This is a genomic window from Streptomyces sp. NPDC051310 (genome assembly GCF_044455245.1).
In the GTDB taxonomy this organism is placed as follows: Bacteria; Actinomycetota; Actinomycetes; order Streptomycetales; family Streptomycetaceae; genus Streptomyces.
Genome location: NZ_JBITEO010000008.1, coordinates 19,087 through 32,577 on the forward strand (window position 1 = coordinate 19,087; position 13,491 = coordinate 32,577).

The 13,491-nt window shown below is 73.5% G+C and carries 20 protein-coding genes; 4 read left to right on the forward strand and 16 right to left on the reverse strand.

Annotated features, from left to right (window positions below):
• Positions 1-70: 70 nt before the first annotated feature.
• Positions 71-382 (forward strand): hypothetical protein, encoded by a 312-nt coding sequence (locus tag ACIA79_RS13650; protein ID WP_399428401.1) that lies wholly within the window; start codon positions 71-73, stop codon positions 380-382.
• Between the two features lie 63 nt (positions 383-445).
• Here ACIA79_RS13650 and ACIA79_RS13655 read toward each other — a convergent pair whose 3' ends face one another.
• Both ACIA79_RS13655 and ACIA79_RS13660 read right to left on the reverse strand, forming a co-directional pair.
• Complete coding sequence (locus ACIA79_RS13655) at positions 446-1,540, reverse strand: adenosine deaminase (protein ID WP_399428402.1); 1,095 nt, start codon at positions 1,538-1,540, stop codon at positions 446-448.
• A 55-nt stretch (positions 1,541-1,595) separates the two neighbouring features.
• Positions 1,596-2,393: a GntR family transcriptional regulator gene (locus ACIA79_RS13660; protein ID WP_399428403.1), complete on the reverse strand. Its 798-nt coding sequence runs from the start codon at positions 2,391-2,393 to the stop codon at positions 1,596-1,598.
• A 226-nt stretch (positions 2,394-2,619) separates the two neighbouring features.
• On the opposite strand from ACIA79_RS13660, the gene ACIA79_RS13665 reads away from it, so the two are divergent.
• The 3 genes from ACIA79_RS13665 (at position 2,620) to ACIA79_RS13675 (ending at position 5,163) form a co-directional block, all read left to right on the forward strand.
• The gene (locus tag ACIA79_RS13665) at positions 2,620-4,083 is read left to right on the forward strand and encodes an MFS transporter (protein WP_399428404.1); all 1,464 of its coding nucleotides are present in this window, start codon (positions 2,620-2,622) and stop codon (positions 4,081-4,083) included.
• Positions 4,084-4,221: 138 nt separating this feature from the next.
• Positions 4,222-4,557 (forward strand): hypothetical protein, encoded by a 336-nt coding sequence (locus ACIA79_RS13670; protein ID WP_399428405.1) that lies wholly within the window; start codon positions 4,222-4,224, stop codon positions 4,555-4,557.
• 21 nt (positions 4,558-4,578) lie between these two features.
• Positions 4,579-5,163 (forward strand): GNAT family N-acetyltransferase, encoded by a 585-nt coding sequence (locus ACIA79_RS13675; protein WP_399428407.1) that lies wholly within the window; start codon positions 4,579-4,581, stop codon positions 5,161-5,163.
• Between the two features lie 118 nt (positions 5,164-5,281).
• Here the strand turns inward: ACIA79_RS13675 and ACIA79_RS13680 are convergent, their stop codons facing one another.
• From ACIA79_RS13680 to ACIA79_RS13745, 14 genes are all read right to left on the reverse strand, one after another.
• Positions 5,282-5,455, reverse strand: a complete 174-nt coding sequence (locus ACIA79_RS13680) for a CsbD family protein (RefSeq protein WP_399428409.1) — start codon at positions 5,453-5,455, stop codon at positions 5,282-5,284.
• 78 nt (positions 5,456-5,533) lie between these two features.
• Entirely contained in the window at positions 5,534-5,968 is a 435-nt protein-coding gene (locus ACIA79_RS13685) for a gas vesicle protein K (RefSeq protein WP_399428410.1), read from the reverse strand.
• Positions 5,958-6,245: a gas vesicle protein gene (locus ACIA79_RS13690; RefSeq protein WP_399428411.1), complete on the reverse strand. Its 288-nt coding sequence runs from the start codon at positions 6,243-6,245 to the stop codon at positions 5,958-5,960. The genes ACIA79_RS13685 and ACIA79_RS13690 overlap by 11 nt, the downstream gene beginning before the upstream one ends.
• Entirely contained in the window at positions 6,242-7,144 is a 903-nt protein-coding gene (locus ACIA79_RS13695; RefSeq protein WP_399428412.1) for a GvpL/GvpF family gas vesicle protein, read from the reverse strand. Before ACIA79_RS13695 ends, ACIA79_RS13690 begins: the two co-directional genes overlap by 4 nt.
• A complete protein-coding gene (locus ACIA79_RS13700) occupies positions 7,141-7,764 on the reverse strand; it encodes a gas vesicle protein (RefSeq protein ID WP_399428413.1) in 624 nt (207 codons plus the stop codon). Before ACIA79_RS13700 ends, ACIA79_RS13695 begins: the two co-directional genes overlap by 4 nt.
• 64 nt (positions 7,765-7,828) lie before the next feature.
• Entirely contained in the window at positions 7,829-9,043 is a 1,215-nt protein-coding gene (locus ACIA79_RS13705) for an SRPBCC family protein (protein ID WP_399428415.1), read from the reverse strand.
• The gene (locus ACIA79_RS13710; RefSeq protein WP_399428416.1) at positions 9,040-9,726 is read right to left on the reverse strand and encodes a hypothetical protein; all 687 of its coding nucleotides are present in this window, start codon (positions 9,724-9,726) and stop codon (positions 9,040-9,042) included. Before ACIA79_RS13710 ends, ACIA79_RS13705 begins: the two co-directional genes overlap by 4 nt.
• A gap of 22 nt (positions 9,727-9,748) precedes the next feature.
• On the reverse strand, positions 9,749-10,000 hold the full coding sequence (locus tag ACIA79_RS13715; RefSeq protein ID WP_031073987.1) for a gas vesicle protein GvpG: 252 nt from the start codon (positions 9,998-10,000) through the stop codon (positions 9,749-9,751).
• A 23-nt stretch (positions 10,001-10,023) separates the two neighbouring features.
• Positions 10,024-10,743, reverse strand: coding sequence for a GvpL/GvpF family gas vesicle protein (locus tag ACIA79_RS13720; RefSeq protein WP_399428417.1), 720 nt, complete (start codon positions 10,741-10,743; stop codon positions 10,024-10,026).
• A gap of 6 nt (positions 10,744-10,749) precedes the next feature.
• Positions 10,750-11,205 (reverse strand): gas vesicle protein GvpJ, encoded by a 456-nt coding sequence (gene gvpJ, locus ACIA79_RS13725; RefSeq protein WP_399428418.1) that lies wholly within the window; start codon positions 11,203-11,205, stop codon positions 10,750-10,752.
• Positions 11,206-11,274: 69 nt separating this feature from the next.
• Complete coding sequence (locus ACIA79_RS13730; RefSeq protein ID WP_399428419.1) at positions 11,275-11,640, reverse strand: gas vesicle protein; 366 nt, start codon at positions 11,638-11,640, stop codon at positions 11,275-11,277.
• A gap of 192 nt (positions 11,641-11,832) precedes the next feature.
• The gene (locus tag ACIA79_RS13735) at positions 11,833-12,192 is read right to left on the reverse strand and encodes a VOC family protein (RefSeq protein WP_399428420.1); all 360 of its coding nucleotides are present in this window, start codon (positions 12,190-12,192) and stop codon (positions 11,833-11,835) included.
• A gap of 58 nt (positions 12,193-12,250) precedes the next feature.
• On the reverse strand, positions 12,251-13,057 hold the full coding sequence (locus ACIA79_RS13740) for a methyltransferase domain-containing protein (RefSeq protein WP_399428421.1): 807 nt from the start codon (positions 13,055-13,057) through the stop codon (positions 12,251-12,253).
• Complete coding sequence (locus ACIA79_RS13745) at positions 13,054-13,314, reverse strand: hypothetical protein (protein WP_399428422.1); 261 nt, start codon at positions 13,312-13,314, stop codon at positions 13,054-13,056. The genes ACIA79_RS13740 and ACIA79_RS13745 overlap by 4 nt, the downstream gene beginning before the upstream one ends.
• Positions 13,315-13,491: the final 177 nt, after the last annotated feature.

Below are 13,491 nucleotides of genomic sequence, written 5' to 3' on the forward strand. Positions count from 1 at the left end.
GTCACGCCGTCCGTGTGGCGTTCGGGCGCGTCCCGGCATGACCGGCGCACCGGCCGGACACCCTGTCCCCATGAGCGAATCCGCACACCACTCCGCCACGCCGTCGCAGGACCAGCAGGTCGCCGACCGGCTCGTACCGGTATGGCTGGAGGAAGCGGCCCGCTACGACGAGCGGGCGGCCGGGGAAGCCCGCCGTGGCTGGGAGGAGGGCCGCCTGTCGCCGGACGCCGCCCGGGAGCTGGCCGACTGGGTCACCGCGCGCGTGACCGACACGGCGTTCAACGCGGACGAGGGCCCCGCCCCCGAGGGCCGCGTCCGCGTCAGCGTCGCCGACAAGACGGCCGTGCACCGGTGGCTGGCCGCCCAGGGGTACGACGTCTGACGCCCGGCGCGCGAGGACCGCGGCCGCCGGGCGCCGGACGGGAGGTGCCGGCCCGCCGGCCGGTCAGCGTGCGGCCAGCGCCGCGTACCCGGGGCGGATGACCTCGTCGATCAGGCGGCGGCGCTCCGGCAGCGGCAGGAACGCGGCCTCGACGGCGGCGACCGTGAACTCCTCGAAGACCTCGGGGCCGTACCCGAAGGCGTCCGCCATGTGCTGGAACTCCTGGCTCATGGTGGTGCCGGAGACCAGGCGGTTGTCGGTGTTCAGCGTGACGCGGAAGCCGAGGCGGCGCAGCTGGTCGATGGGGTGCGACGCGTAGTCCTTGGCGGCGCCCGTCTGCAGGTTGGAGGTGGGGCAGACCTCCAGCGCGATCCGGTTGTCGCGGACGTACGCGGCGAGGTGGCCGAGCGTCCCGTCCTCGGCGATGTCGTCGGTGATCCGCACGCCGTGCCCGATCCGCTCGGCGCCGCAGACCTGCACCGCCTCGTGGATGGACTCCGCGCCGACGGCCTCGCCCGCGTGGATGGTGAAGTGGCAGTTGTGCCGCTTGAGGTGCTGGAAGGCCGGCAGGTGGCGGGCCGGCGGGTTGCCGATCTCGCCGCCCGCGATGTCGAAGCCCGCCACGCCGCGCTCACGGTGTGCGACGGTCAGCTCGGCTATCTCCAGCGAGCGGTCGGTGTGGCGCATACCGGTCAGCAGCGTGCCGACCGTGATCCGCCCGCCGGCGCGGCGCTCGCCCTCGCGGAAGCCCTCGTTCACCGCCTCGACGACCTCGTCCAGGGTCAGCCCGCCCTCCAGGTGCTGCTCCGGGGCGTAGCGCACCTCCGCGTAGACGACGCCGTCGGCCGCCAGGTCCTCGGCGCACTCGGCCGCGACGCGGAACAGCGCCTCGCGGGTCTGCATCACCGCACAGGTGTGCGCGAACGTCTCCAGGTACCGCTCCAGTGATCCGGAGTCGGCGGCGTCCCGGAACCAGACGGCGAGCTCGGCCGGGTCCTCGGTCGGCAGGCCGGTGTAGCCGCAGGCGCGGGCCAGCTCGATGATCGTGGCGGGGCGCAGGCCGCCGTCCAGGTGGTCGTGGAGGACGGCCTTGGGGGCGCGGCGGATCCACTCGGCAGCGGCGGGAGCGTCGGCGGAGACGTTGTCAGACAAGTGCATGGGGCGGGAGTGTACGCCACGGACCGGCCCGGCGCCGTGACCCGCACGACAGGGCTCAGTTCGACTGGAGGACCGGCAGGGCGGCGGCGCCGGTCGGGAGCATGTGCTTGGCCGCCATGACCGGCGTCTCACCGACCCGTACGACCTGGGTGACCAGCACGGCGGGGGTGTCGGCGGGCCGGCCCAGCTGCTCACCGCGCCGCAGCCCGACCAGGGTGGCCGTCACGGTGCTGTGCGCGGACAGGGACACGCCGCGCGAGGCGCCGGTCAGCACGGCGAGCATGGAGGTCCGGCCGGCGTCCGGCCCGCCGGCGCCGCGGGGTGCGGGAGCGCCGCCCGCCGCGTCCGGCGCGAGCTGCCGCAGCGCGGCGGCGAAGCCGGGGTGCGCGCGCTCCAGGACGTCCTCGGCGGCGGCCCACTCCTGGCTGAGCGCGGCCGCCGTCCCGTCCGCCGCCAGCAGCGACTCCCAGAACCGCAGCTCCGCACGGGCCGGCGCGAGCAGGTGCTGGGTGGTGAAGTCGGTCGGCTCCTCGACCGTGCGCAGCAGCGCCCGGACGCGGACGGGTGCGCCCGCGCCGATGAGCTCCTCCAGCGGCTGGATGTGCTCGAAGCCGCGCCGCGGCGGGCGGTCGTTCACCGTGCGGCCGACCCCGCGGCGCACCGAGAGCAGGCCGTCCTCCTGGAGCAGCAGCAGGGCCTCGCGCAGGGCGGGCCGGCTGACGCCCAGCTCGGCGGCGAGCCTGGGCTCGGACGGCAGGGTCGAGCCGGGCGGGTAGGTGCCCGCGTGGATCGCGTCCACGATCCGCTCGTACAGCACCACGACCGGTCTCCGCTGCTGTGCGCTGACCACCACTGCCCTCCTCGGCCTCAGGTTGTCAGCAAGTTATGCCGGTCACGGCGGGGCGGGCAATGCTCCCAGGTCTCTTTTGAGCTGCGGAAATCACAAAAGTTCCCAGGAGGGTCTTGACGTCGACGCGCGTAGATCTCAGGCTGTGGTCCGGCACTTGTCTGACAAGGCAGCCCGTGCTGTGCGTTTTCGTTCTTCCGCTCGACATGACATCCGAGGCAAAGGGGCCGACATGTCCACCACGCTCGGCCGGACGCGTTCCGGAGCCGAATCCGATCTGGCGGGGCGCGGCCCCATGCTGCTGGCGATGGTGCTCGCCGTGCTCGGCTACCAGATCAACGCGACCATGCTCAGTCCCGCGCTGCCCGACGTCATCGAGCGCCTCGGCACCACCACGGCGGCGGCCGGCCTGTCCCAGACGCTCTTCTTCCTGATGGCGGCGATCGGCCAGGTCACCCTGGCCCGCCTGAGCGACCAGCGCGGGCGCAAGCCGATGATGATCATCTGCGCGGTCGTCCTGATCGTCGGCAACCTGCTCTGCGTCGTCGCGCCCACCATCGAGGTCTTCATCGCCGGCCGCATCCTGCAGGGCGTCTCCGCGGCGATGTTCACCCTCGCGTTCCTCACGCTGAACCAGCTGCTCACCCCCGCCGGCTTCGGCAAGGCCGCCGGCATCATCACCGCCGTCAACGGCGGCCTCGCGGGCGTGGACGCCATCGCGGGCGGCCAGATCGCCGACACCATCGGCTTCCGCGGCATCTTCGTTTGCTCCACCCTGATCGCGGTCGCCGGCCTGATGGGCGTGCGCCGGTACGTCCCCGACGTGCCGCCCACCATCGACGCCGGCGCCCGCTTCGACTCGCGCGGCATCGCCGCCCTCGCCCTCGGCCTCACCGGTGTCCTCGTCGGCCTCGCCCAGGGCGCCGCATGGGGCTGGACCTCCGCGCTGACCCTCGGCTTCCTCCTCGGCGGCGTCGCCTCCCTGGTCTTCTTCGTCGTCTCCCAGAAGTCCGCGGCCAACCCGGTCATCGACCTCGACGTGCTGGCCTCGCGCCGCGCCTGGCCGCTGCTGATCACCACCATCTGCACCCTCGGCGGCGCCTTCGGCGCGATCGCGCTCACCATCCCGCTGTTCTCGCAGGACGCCCGGGTCGGCCTCGGCCTGTCCGCCGTCACCGCCGCGGTCCTCTTCCTCACCCCCATCCAGCTGATCGGCGTGATCTCCGCCCCGCTGACCGGTCGCCTCGGTCCCCGGATCGGCTGGCGCACCATCGTGGTCACCGGCGCCGTCGCCAACCTCGTGATCTTCGTCTTCGCCACGCTGTTCCTGCACAACGAGTGGATCCTGGTCGCCTCGCTCGCCGCGCTCGGCATCACGTACGGCGGCTTCATGCTCACCGGCCTCAACGGGCTCGCCGTCACCACCGCCCCCAAGGACAAGCCCGGCTCGCTCTCCGGCCTCAATGGCGCCTGCTTCGGCATCGGGGCCTCGCTCGGCATCGCCCTGGCCTCCGCCATGATCACGGCGGGCAGCGACGCCCGGGGCGTCACCGAGGCCGGCTACCAGCACGCCATGTACGCGGCGCTCGCGCTGCTGGCCGTCGGCGTCGTCACCGCGCTGCTCATCCAGCGCCCCGACCCGGACGGGACGGCGGACGCCGAGGAGCAGCCGCAGCTGGTCGTCAGCCACCACTGACCCGGCCGCCTCACCCGGACGGCCCGTCCCACCGCCCCCGCGCGCCCAGGATCCCCCCATCCTGGTCCCGGGGGCGGCGGTCGTATCCCGGGACCGCACCGCCCCGGGACACCGGAACTTCTTCCGCAGGAGGCGACAGTGAAGCGTGCGATAGGTGCGGTACGTGCGGCCACGGTGACGGCGGGCCTGACCCTGGCGATGGCCGCCGCGAGCGGGACGGCATCGGCCGCCGCACCGGCGAAGCCGGTCCCCGACTTCAGCGGCAAGGGCCTGATGAGCGTCTTCTCCACGATGGACTACCGCACGCGGATCGACGTCCACGACGCCAGCGGCTACGGCCGCACGGTGCTGTGGCCGTCCAACTGGAAGGTGTGCTCGCAGCATCCCGCGCCCGGCACGGAGATCGGCGACCGGACCCTCACCGTCGAGGTCATGAAGAAGACGGAGAAGTGCCCGTCCGGGACCGCGCGCTGACGGCCCGATTACCCTGACGGGATGCCCGACACCCGTACGTCCCCGCGCTCCTACCTGGCGAGGGGCCCGCGCGTCGCCCTCCGGCACTTCACGTACGAGGACGCCGAGGAATTCACCGCGCGGGCCCGGGAGAGCAGGGAGCTGCACCGGCCCTGGCTGTTCCCGCCCGACACGCACGAGGCGTACGCCGTCTACGCCCGTGCCCTCATCGAGGGGCACGACCGGGAGGCGTTCCTGGTGTGCGAGCACGCGGCGGGCGGGGCCGTCGCCGGGTTCATCAACATCAACAACATCGTCCGCGGCGGCTTCCTCAACGGCGCGCTGGGGTACGGGGCCTTCGCGCACGCGGCCGGGCGCGGCCTGATGAGCGAGGGCCTCGGCCTGGTCCTGCGGTACGCCTTCGGGCCGCTGGGCCTGCACCGGCTGGAGGCCAACATCCAGCCGGGGAACGCCGCTTCCCTCGCCCTGGTGCGGCGTGCCGGGTTCCGGCTGGAGGGCTTCTCGCCCGCGATGATCCACATCGACGGGGCGTGGCGCGACCACGAGCGCTGGGCCATCACCGCGGACATGGTCACCCCGGACACGGCCACCGGAACCACCGGCTGATCCGGTCCGCCGGCCGGCGGGAGGGGTGAGGCGGACGCGTCGGCCGGCGGTGGGGGTGTCCCGTCGTCCCACCGCCGGCCGTGGACCGGAGTGCGCGCCCCGAGCCGCTGCTCCGGAGTCAGTGCCTGAACGTGTCCTTGCCCTTCTCCACCGCCTGCTTGGCGTCACCCTTCATCTGCTCCGCCCGGCCCTTGGCCTCCAGGCTCTCGTTCCCCACGCTCTTCCCGGCGACCTCCTTCGCCTTTCCCTTGGCGGTTCGGCCGACGTTCTTCGCCTTCTTGCCGCTGGACATGTCCGTCACCTCCAGTCCGTTTCTGCCCCGTGGACCGCGAGCCATGCCGACAAAGACGTACAAAACGGAATATTCGCCTCACCGGGTGTCATCACGCGTGTACGGATCATCCGGGGGCGGGAGCAGGGTGCCGAGGGGGCCGAGATCCAGGTTCAGGTCCGCCATGGTCAGCCCGTAACGGGAGCAGAGGTCCGCCATCCGGTCGTGGAGGATCATCAGGGTCGTCCCGAGCCGCTCCTCCTCGTCCTCGGTGAGGTCGCCCGCGTCCACGCGGTGCAGGGCCTGCCGCTCCATGAGCTGCCGCAGCAGTTCCACCAGGGTGAGGACCAGTTTCATCAGGTCCCGCTCCACCGTGTCGGGATCGGAGTTGATCCGGTGGGCGGGCACGGACGGCCGGCCGCCGCCGGGCGGCGGGAACTCGCGCGGTGCGGCCGGCAGCAGCCGGAAGGCGCGGGCCGCCGCGTCGGCCAGCTCCTGGTACCGGTCGACGGGCGGGCGGGGATCAGTCGGCATGGCGCGTCGCAGGGGGGAGGGGGCCGCCGCGCCGGTCGTCCCACGGGGAGGGGTTCTCCTCGCTGATGGACACGATCAGTGCGCGCAGGGAGACGCGGACCAGATCGATGTCGGCGATGGAGAGGGTGATGTCACCGGTGACCACGACGCCGCTGGTGAGCAGCCGGTCCAGCAGGTCGATCAGGGCGATCTGCCGGCCGGTCGGTGCGGCCGGCACCTGCGCCGTGACCGCCGGCGGACGCTCGGCAGCCGGGTGCCACGCACCGGTCCCCGTCATCCCGCCGCCGCCTCCCGCCCGGACTCTCCGGCCGCGTCGGGCGCGTCGGCGGTGCCGGCGGGCTCGGCCGCCGCGAAGGAGTACGGGGCCCAGGGGCCGGTGACCTCGACGTGGACCACGCCGGTGGCCGCGGCCGCCTCCTCGACGGCGGCGCGGAAGGCGTCTGAGCCGTCGGCGGGCACCAGATAGGCGTCGTTGGCGATGTTCTCGAACGGCCCCCGGGCCAGTGGACCCTGCTGCACCCGGTGCCGGGTGTGCTCGACCGCGCAGGAGAGGGCGGCCGCGTGGATACGCCCTGCCGCCGCCAGGGCCGTGCTGTACGCGCTGTCCCGGGCGTGCCGTTCGTGCCTGCGCGTGCGCAGGTAGGCGCGGCCCGGACCGAGCTCCGGACCGGGCGGCGCGCCGCCCTCGGCCGGGCTGCCCTCGGCCGAACCCTCCGCCGGGCCGTTCGCACGGGCGGGCCCGGCGCCGGCCGGCGGTTCCGCGGCGCCCGGCGGGACGAAGAACACCTTCACCCCCCACTCCACGTGACCGGCGAGCCGGGAGAGGCGGGGCGCGAACTCCTCCCGGCCCGCCTCCAGCATGGCGCGGACTCCCGCGTCGTCCCGGTAGATCGTGGCCAGCCGCAGCGGCAGCACGGCGGTGCGTGCCGCCACCGCGTCGACGACCCCGTGGTGGGCCCGGGCGACGGCCTCCAGCCAGTCCAGGTGCTCCAGGTGCGCGGCGAGGGCCGTCTCGTCGAAGTCGTCCGCGGGCACGTCGCTGACCACCGCCGCCACCTCGCCGCCGGTCACCACGCGGACCGGCGCGTCACCGACGCCGCGCAGGGCCGCCACGCCGTCGGCCAGTGCGGGCAGCGCGGGAGCGACCCCGTAGAGGTAGCGGACCGTGCCGCTCATCGCCCGCCTCCGGGGCGGCGGCGCTCGGGGTCGTCGGGGCGGCGGCGCTCAGGGCCGTCCGGCCGGCGGCGCGGGCGGTCCGGCGGGTCCCCGCGGGCCGGGTCCGGACGATCGGGGCCCCGGCGGTCCGGGCCGGCGAGGCGGCCGCCCGGGCCCTCCGGCTCGTCGCGTTCACCGTATTCGCGGTGAACAGTGCGTTCGGCCCGTTCAGCCCGATCGTCGTGTTCGCGGCGCCGGCGCACGGGCGGCGGTTCCTCGTCCCGGTCATCGGCCGCCGGAATCGCCTGCGCCCCGCGGAGCGCGGCGATCTCCTCGCGCAGTCGCCGGTTCTCGTCGGCGAGTCCGGGCCGCTCGGTCGCGCGGGACGACAGCGCCGGATCGTGCTCCCACCAGTCGATGCCCATCTCCTTGGCCTTGTCCACCGACGCCACCAGCAGACGGAGCTTGATGGTCAGCAGCTCGATGTCCAGCAGGTCGATCCTGATGTCCCCGGCGATGACGATGCCCTTGTCCAGGACGCGCTCCAGGATGTCCGCCAGGTTGGACGACGTTCCCTGCCCGTACGGGGATCCGGCTCGGGACGGGAAGGAACCGAGGTTGGGGGAGATGGGTTCGTTCACGACGGTGGTTCCTCGCTTCAGCCAACTCAGGGGTACTCGGCGGGCTCAGGCGTGCCCGGCGGGCTCAGCGGCGGGCCGCGGCGCGGCGGCGCGACCGCTCGGCGTCGGCGTCGGCGTCGGCGTCGTCCTCCTCGTCCTCGTACCGGCCCTCGTCCGCGTTCTCGTCCTCGTCCGCGTCCTCGACCTCGTCCTCGTACGGCTCCTCGTCCTCGTACGGCTCCTCGTCCTCCGCGTAGGCGTCGCCCCCGTACGGTTCGCGCCGGCGTCCGCCGCGGTCGTCGCGGGGCTCGTCCTCGCTCTCGTCGTCCGTGTCGTCCTCGCCGGCCCAGTCCGCCTCGGCGTCCTCCTCGTCCTCCTCCGCGTGCCGGCCGCGCGCCCCTCGGCGCTCCTCGTCTCCCTCCTTGTCCTCGTCCTCGTCCTCCGGACGCTCGTCACCCGCTCGCGCCCGCTCCTCGTCGTCCTCCTCGTGGTCGCGCGTCACCTCGCCGTCGCGGATCTCCCCGCGCCAGCCCTCGGCGGGCTCGTCCCGGAGGGTCACGTACTTGCGGTACAGCTTCAGGTCCAGGCGGGCCCGCCGGCCCTGGGCGCGCCAGATGTTCCCGGTCTTCTCGAACAGCCCCTTCGGGAAGTACTCCAGGACCAGGAGCACCTTGGTCAGGTTGTCTCCCAGCGGGTGGAACGTGACGGCTCCCTTCGTGGTGCCCTTGGCGCCCTCCGACGTCCACACGATCCGCTCGTCCGGGATCTGTTCGACGACGCTCGCCTTCCAGCTCCGATTGGACTTGGCGACCTTCACCTGCCACTGGGAGGTGGTCTCGTCGGACTTCTCCACATTGACGACGCCCTTGGTGAAGCGGCCGAACTCCTGGAACTGCGTCCACTGGTCGTACGCTTCGCGCACCGGGACGCCCACGTCCACGTCCTCGATGACGACGACGCTCTTGCCCCTGGTCTCGCCCTTGCCGCCGCCCTTGCCGATCTTTCCCAGCAGGCCGGACACCTTGTCCTTCACGCTGCCCTTGACCTGCGACATGGCCGTCGTGGCGAGGGCGCGGCCCGGTGAGGCGCCTTCCCCGAGCGCCCGGCCTCCCTTGGCCAGCGAGCCCAGGGTGGTGCCCAGCGAGCTCTCCGGGTCGCCCAGCCGCCGGGTCGCGTCGCCGAGGCGCTCGCCCATGCCGGTGACGGCACGTTCGGCCCGGGCCTCCAGGTAGTGCTGCAGTTCTTCCTTGAGCCGGCTGCCGGCATCGCCGGCCAGGCCCGTACCTCCGCTGCCGGTCATCCCTCGGACCTCCTCCTCATCCGTGTCCGGCCCGTCTCCCGGTCGCCTTCCCGCTCCTTCTCGCGGCCCCGGTCCGCCGAGGAGCGCCGCGGCCCGTCCGGACCGGCGCCCGCGCCGCGCGCCACCGGGTGAGCGGCGGCGATGACGGCCTTCTCGGTACGGGCCTGGGTGCGCTGCCGCTTGGCGGCCGGCCGGGCGGGGCGGCGCTCGGCACGCTCGTCGCGGTTCTCCTCGCGACCGCCGTCCTTCTCGCGTCCGCCGTCCTCCTCGCGTCCGCCGTCCTCCTCGCGACCGCCGTCCTCCTCGCGTCCGCCCCGGGGCTCCGGCTCCTCGTCGCCGTTCTCCTCGCGCTCGTCGCGCGGTTCCTCCTCCTGGTCACCGGCGGCACCGGGCGCCTCCTGGCGGAGGCTGAGGGTGCGCTGATGCAGGGTGTCGGCCAGCCGGTCGGCGCGGGCGGCGACGGCCGACGCCGCCGCTTCCTTGCCGGCCGTGAGCAGTTCCTCGCGCATCTGGTCGCGCAGGGCGCCCAGGGCGGGCGACCCGGTGATCTGGGACGTGACCTTCTTCGGATCGATCTTCTTGCGGAGCACCCAGCTCGCGACCGCGATGGCGACCTTGGCCTTCTTGGTCCGCCCGAGCACGTAGCCGCTGAGCAGCGCGGCGCCGGTCATCGTGTTCGACATCGTCGGAAGTCCTCCTGACTCCTCATGGCTGTCGGCCCTCCCGGAACCGGCGGATCTCGTCGAGCCGGTCGAGCAGTTCGTCCTCGCGCCGGTCGAAGGCCTCCTGATCGATCCGGCCCGCGAGCAGCTCCTGTTCCAGCGCGGCGAGTTCACGGAGCACCGGGCCCTCGTCGTAGTACTCCTCCTCGGCCGCTTCCGTGACGCGCCGCACCACCCAGCCGACCCCGCGCACCGGGGCGAGCGGGAGGGTGAGGAGCTGAGTCAGTACGCCCATGACCGGGCCCTCTCGTCGGTGTCCTAGACGAAGCTGTACGGGGGGAGCGGGCCGTGGATCCGGAAGGCGAATTCCTCGCCGTACTCCTCGGAGAGCGTGGTCTCTCGCGCCACGAACTCCTCCTGCCGCGGCTTCTCGACGAGGAAGGAGACGTTCAGGAAGTCGTCCCCGACCGCCTCCGACGGCTTGGTCTCCCGTGCCAGCGGCCGCAGCGCCTCGGTGATCCCGGAGGCGAACGACTCGTGGCGCACCCTGACCTCCTGGGCGACCAGTTCGCCGAGCGCCAGTTTCAGCTCCTGGCCCCCGCGCCCGGCCCGGATGTCGTCGTTCAGGCGCCGTGCGTCCGCCGACTGCCTCAGCACCTCACGGAGCAGGGCGTCCTCGTCGCACGAGACCTTCAGGTGGAATTCGGCGCAGCCCTCCAAGGCGCGCAGGCGCTCCTGGTACGCGTCCGCGCGCTCCTCCAGGGTGCCGCGGACGGTGTCGTCGTCCGGCGCGACGGCGCCGAAGCGCAGCGGCAGCACGGTGGACTGGCCCATCAGGTCCTCCAGGACCGCCTCGTGGGCAAGAACGTCACGGCGCTTGGCACGCAGCCCGTCCGGTGCGTCGCTGACCACCGCGGCCAGTTCGGACGCCGGCGCCTCCACCACCCGCAGGGTCCGCGGGGGATCCCCGACCCCGGCCACCCCGTCGAGCCGGAGGGGATGGGTCCCCGCCATGATCGCGTAGACGTAGACCGACATGGGGACTCACTCTTCCCGGTGCCTGGAGGGCCGGCGGGCGGGCCGGGGCCTGTCCCGTTCCTCGACCGGTTCGGGCTCTTCGTCGGCGCGTTCGTCGCGGCCCTTGCGGAAGGACTCGGAGAAGGCCTCCACCGCTCCGGTCAGCGCTCCCTTGCTCTTCCCCCGGGCGCCGCCCTCGGTGACCTCGCCGACCAGTTCGGTCAGCTGCGTCGGCTGCTTGCGTCCGGACTCCAGGTCGAGGCGGTTGCACGCCTCGGCGAAGCGCAGGTACGTGTCCACACTGGCCACCACGACCCGGACGTCGACCTTGAGGATCTCGATGCCCACCAGGGAGACACGGGCGAACACATCGATGACGAGGCCGCGGTCCAGGATCAGTTCCAGTACGTCGTACAGCGACGAGGAGCTTCCGCCGCCGCCCCGTGCGACGGCCCCTCCGCCGCCCTGTGGCACCACCGTCATGGTGCCTCCTCTCGCGGGACCCCGCCCTCGGCGGTGCGGTCCCGGTCTGCCCGCTCGGTGCGGGGCGCGTCACGTCCGCGGGTCGATCTGCCCCCGCGTGTAGCGACGGATCCGCTCGTACGCCATCAGCTCGCCCTCAGCGTCGAGCGTCACTCGATAGCTGGCCAGCACGCTGGTGGTCTCGGGAATCCGCTCGACCTCCAGGACCTCCACCTCGGCCTCCCACCCGTCCTCGGTGGGCCGGAGCGCCGAGATGGACTCCGGGGTTCTTCCCAGCAGCTCCGTCAGTTGCTCGGCGGCGAAACGCATCGCCTTCGGAGCGGACAGCCGCCGGGGTACGCGCCCCCCGTCGTGCCCGTCGCGCGGACCGTGGTGCCGGGGCTCGTCGCGCGGGTCGTCGGGGTGGGGTCCGCGGGCCTGCTGTTCGGAAGGCATCGCACTCGTCACCCACTGTCAAAGCTGCACAAAAGCATCAAATGCAGCATATAGGACTCGTGGCTGCGGAGCAGACGGCGCTGTGTCCGCGCTCCCCGCGCTCGTCCTTCCGCCCCGCGCCCGCACCCCGTCGGCGGGCCACCGGTCGCGTGCCGCCGGGGCGCCCCGGCTCCGGGCGCCCCGGTGACCTTCCTACGGGCGCCGTCGGTCGACGTACTCGAAGACCGACCCGTCCGGGTGGACGGCGATCAGGTTGCGCCCCACCGGGGTCGGCACCGGTCCCGCGAGGACCTGCGCGCCGACCTCGGTGAGCGTGGCGTGCGCGGTGTCCACGTCCTCCACCGCGATCGTGGCCGACACCTTGCGCAGCACCGCCAGCTCCGACTCGGGGCCGCTCATCAGCAGGAAGCAGCCGACGGCCGCCACCGACACGCCGCCCCGCTCGAAGCGGAGCGCGGGGCTGCCGGTGAGCCGTTCGTAGAAGACCACGGTCCGGTCCAGGGTCTCCAGGTCGTCGAGGCAGATGCGCAGCGTGGTCCCGAGGATCTCCATACGGGTGAGGGTAGTTGGCGGCGCCCGGCCGTGAGATCCGTTCGGCGGGTCCGGCCGGTCACACCCGGCACAGCACCTCGCCGTGCGGCACCAGGAACCACCCGTCCTCCTCGCGGCCCCACGCGCGCCACCCCTCGGCGACGGCGGCCAGCCGCTCCTCGGAGGCGTGGCCGCCCTCGGTCGCGAGCCGCGCGTACACGGAGGCGGTCGTACGCTCCGCCCAGAGGCCGCTCCACCACGCCCGCTCCTCGGGCGTGGTGAAACACCAGGCCGCGGCGGTGGCGGTGACGGCGGTGAAGCCCGCCTGCCGGACCCACGACACCAGCCTGCGGCCGGCGTCGGGTTCGCCGCCGTTGCCGCGCGCCACGCGGCGGTAGAAGTCCTGCCACGCGTCGAGGGCCGGGACCTCGGGGAACCAGGCGAACGCCCCGTAGTCGCTGTCGCGGGCAGCGACCACACCGCCGGGGCGGCACACCCGCCGCATCTCCCGCAGCGCCCGCACCGGGTCGCCCACGTGCTGGAGCACCTGGTGGGCGTGCACGACGTCGAAGGAGTCGTCGGGGAAGTCCAGCGCGTGCACGTCCGCGACCGCGAACTCCACGTTGTCCAGTCCGCGTCCGGCGGCCAGCGCGCGGGCCTGCTCCAGGACGCCGCCCGCGCTGTCCACCGCCGTCACGCGGCCGCCGGGGGCGACGAGCGCGGCCAGGTCCGCGGTGATGGTGCCGGGGCCGCACCCCACGTCCAGCACGTGGAGGCCCGCCCGCAGTTCACCCAGCAGGTACGCCGCCGAGTTCGCGGCCGTGCGCCAGCGGTGCGAGCGCAGGACCGACTCATGGTGCCCATGTGTGTACACAGCGTCCGTCATGCCGCCACCGTACGCCGGTGTATCGAGTAATGAGACCCTCGTCTCGTCATACGGACGAGACCGCGGACGACGGGGTCACGCCCGGCGGTCACCCGCAGATGGGCGAACGCGTACCGCTCCTCGGCCTCGCCGTGCGCCAGCACCTCCTGCCGCAGCCGTGCGAGCCGCTCCGGGAACGAGGGGGCGTCGGTGCCCAGGTCCTGCAGGGCCCGGACCGCGCGCCGGGTGGCCTGCTCCTCCTCCAGCCGCTGCTGCACGACCGGCTCCCCCGCCGTCGATGCGGCCGCGGGCGAAGGGGTGCACGATCTCCTCCTCCGCCGCCTCGTGCGCGGCCAGGAGCCGGACGAGTGCGCCGAAGCGCTCCGCGCGCTCCGGCCCGTCGCTCCCGGCACGTCGTCGAAGAGCCGACGGATCCTGCCGTGTTGTTCCGTCAG

Excerpts from the sequence above, each read along its gene's own strand:
- ACIA79_RS13650 (WP_399428401.1), top strand. The coding sequence starts at position 71 with ATGAGCGAATCCGCACACCACTCCGCCACGCCGTCGCAGGACCAGCAG.
- ACIA79_RS13655 (WP_399428402.1), bottom strand. The coding sequence starts at position 1,540 with ATGCACTTGTCTGACAACGTCTCCGCCGACGCTCCCGCCGCTGCCGAG.
- ACIA79_RS13665 (WP_399428404.1), top strand. The coding sequence starts at position 2,620 with ATGTCCACCACGCTCGGCCGGACGCGTTCCGGAGCCGAATCCGATCTG.
- ACIA79_RS13675 (WP_399428407.1), top strand. The coding sequence starts at position 4,579 with ATGCCCGACACCCGTACGTCCCCGCGCTCCTACCTGGCGAGGGGCCCG.
- ACIA79_RS13680 (WP_399428409.1), bottom strand. The coding sequence starts at position 5,455 with ATGTCCAGCGGCAAGAAGGCGAAGAACGTCGGCCGAACCGCCAAGGGA.
- ACIA79_RS13685 (WP_399428410.1), bottom strand. The coding sequence starts at position 5,968 with ATGCCGACTGATCCCCGCCCGCCCGTCGACCGGTACCAGGAGCTGGCC.
- ACIA79_RS13690 (WP_399428411.1), bottom strand. The coding sequence starts at position 6,245 with ATGACGGGGACCGGTGCGTGGCACCCGGCTGCCGAGCGTCCGCCGGCG.
- ACIA79_RS13695 (WP_399428412.1), bottom strand. The coding sequence starts at position 7,144 with ATGAGCGGCACGGTCCGCTACCTCTACGGGGTCGCTCCCGCGCTGCCC.
- ACIA79_RS13705 (WP_399428415.1), bottom strand. The coding sequence starts at position 9,043 with ATGACCGGCAGCGGAGGTACGGGCCTGGCCGGCGATGCCGGCAGCCGG.
- ACIA79_RS13710 (WP_399428416.1), bottom strand. The coding sequence starts at position 9,726 with ATGTCGAACACGATGACCGGCGCCGCGCTGCTCAGCGGCTACGTGCTC.
- ACIA79_RS13715 (WP_031073987.1), bottom strand. The coding sequence starts at position 10,000 with ATGGGCGTACTGACTCAGCTCCTCACCCTCCCGCTCGCCCCGGTGCGC.
- ACIA79_RS13720 (WP_399428417.1), bottom strand. The coding sequence starts at position 10,743 with ATGTCGGTCTACGTCTACGCGATCATGGCGGGGACCCATCCCCTCCGG.
- gvpJ (WP_399428418.1), bottom strand. The coding sequence starts at position 11,205 with ATGACGGTGGTGCCACAGGGCGGCGGAGGGGCCGTCGCACGGGGCGGC.
- ACIA79_RS13730 (WP_399428419.1), bottom strand. The coding sequence starts at position 11,640 with ATGCCTTCCGAACAGCAGGCCCGCGGACCCCACCCCGACGACCCGCGC.
- ACIA79_RS13735 (WP_399428420.1), bottom strand. The coding sequence starts at position 12,192 with ATGGAGATCCTCGGGACCACGCTGCGCATCTGCCTCGACGACCTGGAG.
- ACIA79_RS13740 (WP_399428421.1), bottom strand. The coding sequence starts at position 13,057 with ATGACGGACGCTGTGTACACACATGGGCACCATGAGTCGGTCCTGCGC.